At 61.9% G+C, this 2,923-nt stretch carries 4 protein-coding genes; all 4 read left to right on the forward strand.

The features are described from left to right. The first annotated feature begins 283 nt into the window (after positions 1-283). The 4 genes from CCR95_RS19415 to CCR95_RS19430 all read left to right on the forward strand — a co-directional run bounded on the left by CCR95_RS19415 (position 284) and on the right by CCR95_RS19430 (position 2,814). Positions 284-664 (forward strand): hypothetical protein, encoded by a 381-nt coding sequence (locus CCR95_RS19415; RefSeq protein ID WP_201097559.1) that lies wholly within the window; start codon positions 284-286, stop codon positions 662-664. 348 nt (positions 665-1,012) lie between these two features. Further along, complete coding sequence (locus CCR95_RS19420; protein ID WP_201097561.1) at positions 1,013-1,303, forward strand: type II toxin-antitoxin system TacA family antitoxin; 291 nt, start codon at positions 1,013-1,015, stop codon at positions 1,301-1,303. Continuing rightward, positions 1,300-1,803 (forward strand): GNAT family N-acetyltransferase, encoded by a 504-nt coding sequence (locus tag CCR95_RS19425; RefSeq protein WP_201097563.1) that lies wholly within the window; start codon positions 1,300-1,302, stop codon positions 1,801-1,803. The genes CCR95_RS19420 and CCR95_RS19425 overlap by 4 nt, the downstream gene beginning before the upstream one ends. Before the next feature lie 57 nt (positions 1,804-1,860). Next, on the forward strand, positions 1,861-2,814 hold the full coding sequence (locus CCR95_RS19430) for an OmpA family protein (protein ID WP_201097564.1): 954 nt from the start codon (positions 1,861-1,863) through the stop codon (positions 2,812-2,814). Positions 2,815-2,923 lie beyond the last annotated feature (109 nt).

The raw sequence follows: 2,923 nt of genomic DNA on the forward strand, positions 1-2,923 counted from the left end.
AAGGCGACCCGCGCCGAGCCGGCGCAGCTGGCGATCATCCAGGCGCTGGGCAGCGATCCCAGCCCGGGAGGGATACAGAAAATGATTGTCTGAATCGTCCGGTTTCACAAAATTTCACGAATGTAGTGCCACTGAGCGATTTTTTCCGCTGTAAGCGGATGATCTTAAAAGAGAAATAATCTGAGGCGTTAAACTTGGGCTAACCGTTCCATTCCCGGAACGCGATTCCTGTCAGGTTCCGGGCAAGGCCGTGGCCGGCCTAATGGCCGGTGCGGCGGGCGGAGTGGGACTGATCAGTACCGAGCTGCTGCTGGCAACACCCCTGTTACGGGTGGCGGCGCTCGCGTTCCTGGTGAGCGTCAGTGGGGTGCTCTATGTGGCGACGGTACGGGGATGGGTGGACGGGATCTGCCGGAGACGCCAGGCATCTCCCGCCCGCGCGTGGCTGGCGACCGCGATCATGGCGCTCCTCGCGGCGGTGGCTGCCGGCAGCGTCTGGATGATCAATGGCCCCCTGCTGACCCTGGGGGATCCATTGTGGCAAGCCGCCAGCGTGGCGATGTATCACGCCATGCCACAGACCATTCTGGGCGGATTGATCGGGGGCGGTCTTGCGGGCATGCTGCTCGAAATCTTCCGGTTTTCCTGGGTCAATGATCTCTGAGCGTCGGTCTGACGGAAAGGACCGCACGTCGCCACGTTCCCCGAGGCGATGACACCACATCGTATCGAGATTCGATGCCACACATGCGGGCCGCGCAATGGAGCACGGGGCGGTTGAAACGGAGCGAGCGAAAGCGGCGTAAGGACACACCGCATTCTCATGTTGAAGTGAAGAAGGCCGGGCACTCGCCCGGCCTTTTGTCTTTGGGGTAGAGTGTACTTTCAGGCGCTGCACCTGATACCACCACTCAGTACAGCAACTTCCGTCCTGGCGAATCCTGAACCAGACGAGGTGCGTGTCATGACAATGTCATGCGCTATACTGTCCCTCAGTTGAAAGGAGGCGTCGATGTCCATCCGTCAGAACCGCACGACAAAACTGGATCTCCGGTTATCGCCCGAAGCGAAAGCGCGACTCAGTGCCGCCGCCCAGGAGCGACACCAATCGGTGAGTCAATTTGTGCTGACCAGCGCCCTGGTTCAAGCCGATGAAACCTTGGCCGAACGGCAACGGTTTTCCCTCGACGCGGAACATTGGACCGCCTTCATGGCCGCCCTGGACGCGCCACCGCGCCCGTTGCCGCGTCTTGAACGTCTCTTCCGCGAACCAACACCCTTCGATCCACCCGCACCGGAATGACCCAGGGATTTCGCATTGAGAAGCTGCGACGGGATCACCCGATCGATGGCTTCACCTGCGGGCGGGAGGAACTGGATCGCTTCCTGATTCGCTATGCCCTCACGAACCAACAAGCCGATGCCTCGCAGACCTATGTCGGCCTCCACGATGAGGCGGTGATCGGTTTCTACAGCCTGGTCGTGGGCGAGGTGGCCTATGCCGAGGCGCCGGAACGACTCATCAAGGGACTGGCACGTCATCCCGTGCCCATCATGCTGCTGGCACGCTTGGCCGTGAGCATGGCCTGGCAGGGCCGGGGGATCGGGGCAGGTCTACTCAAGGACGCCATGCGCCGAACCCTCCAAGCCGCTGACATCGGTGGTCTCCGCGCCTTTGCCGTGCATGCCAAGGACGACACCGCACAGCGCTTCTATGAGCACTTCGGATTTGTGCCATCACCGACGGACTCGCTCCATCTCTTTTTGCTGGTCAAAGACCTGCGCCCTTTGGTGCTCCCGTGACGATTCAGCATCCGCAAGGGCCGTCTCAACCCACTATCTGTCCGAGGAGTTGTGACCATGCTTCGCACGATCCTAATCACGTTAAGCCTCTCCCTGTTCGCCGCTGGCGTCTGGTCCGACGCTACCCTGCCCACCCAGGATCTGGACGGTACCCAGGACCACCCGCTACTGAAGCGCTACGAGGGGTCGTTCATCGTCGCCCATGATGGTCAAGCCTTCGATGAATTCGCCTTGCCAACAGGACCGCTCAAGGAAGACGCGGACAAAGAACGGCGCGATCAGCATAACAACCATTGGTTTGCACCGGAGCAGCGTCTGGAGCTGGAAGGACGAACCACCCGTCTGGTCTATGTCGTCCCGGCGGGGCGCTCGTCCCTGGAGGTCGTGCGCAATTACCAGGACGAGGTAGAGGCGCTCGGGGGCAAAATACTGTTCACCTGCAAGGGTGAGGCGTGCGGAGGAGACTCGGGGCGTTCGAGCAGCGGGGGTGGCGGCGAGATGAGCCTCGCCATGGTGTTGTACCCCGAGGAACGGATCAACGACCCCGCCTTTTCCAATGGACATTGCGCGCTGACGGAGCGGATCAAGGACCAGCGCTACCTGGCGGTCGAACTGCCGGCGCAACAGGCCCACGTCTCGGTGCTCGCCTACACCCTGAAGGCGGGTTCCTCTTGCGAAGCGCTGGACGGGCGCACCGTCGCCGTGGTGGATATCGTCGAGTCCCAGGGTCGCGAGCAGAAAATGGTCGAGGTGGACGCGGCAGAGATGGCGCGCGCCATCGCCACCACCGGGCGCATTGCCCTCTACGGCATCCTGTTCGATTTCGACCAAGCCACGGTGAAAGCGGCGTCGGCGCCGGCCCTGACGGAAATTGCCGCGCTGCTGCAATCCAACCCGGACCTCAAGCTCCTGGTAGTCGGGCATACGGACATGGCTGGCAGCTTCGATTATAACCGGACCCTCTCCCAGCGGCGCGCCGAAGCGGTCGTCACGCAGGGCGAGCGCGCTTAAATCCTCAGCCGAACACCACCTTGGCGCGATAGTCATCGTTCCACGCGGCCTTGCGGCGCTTCTTGGCCAAGCTGATCGCCGACCCCTCCTGTTCGAACAGGTTCATGCT

Origin of the sequence: Thiocystis minor (genome assembly GCF_016653465.1) — a bacterium.
Classification (GTDB): domain Bacteria; phylum Pseudomonadota; class Gammaproteobacteria; order Chromatiales; family Chromatiaceae; genus Chromatium; species Chromatium minus.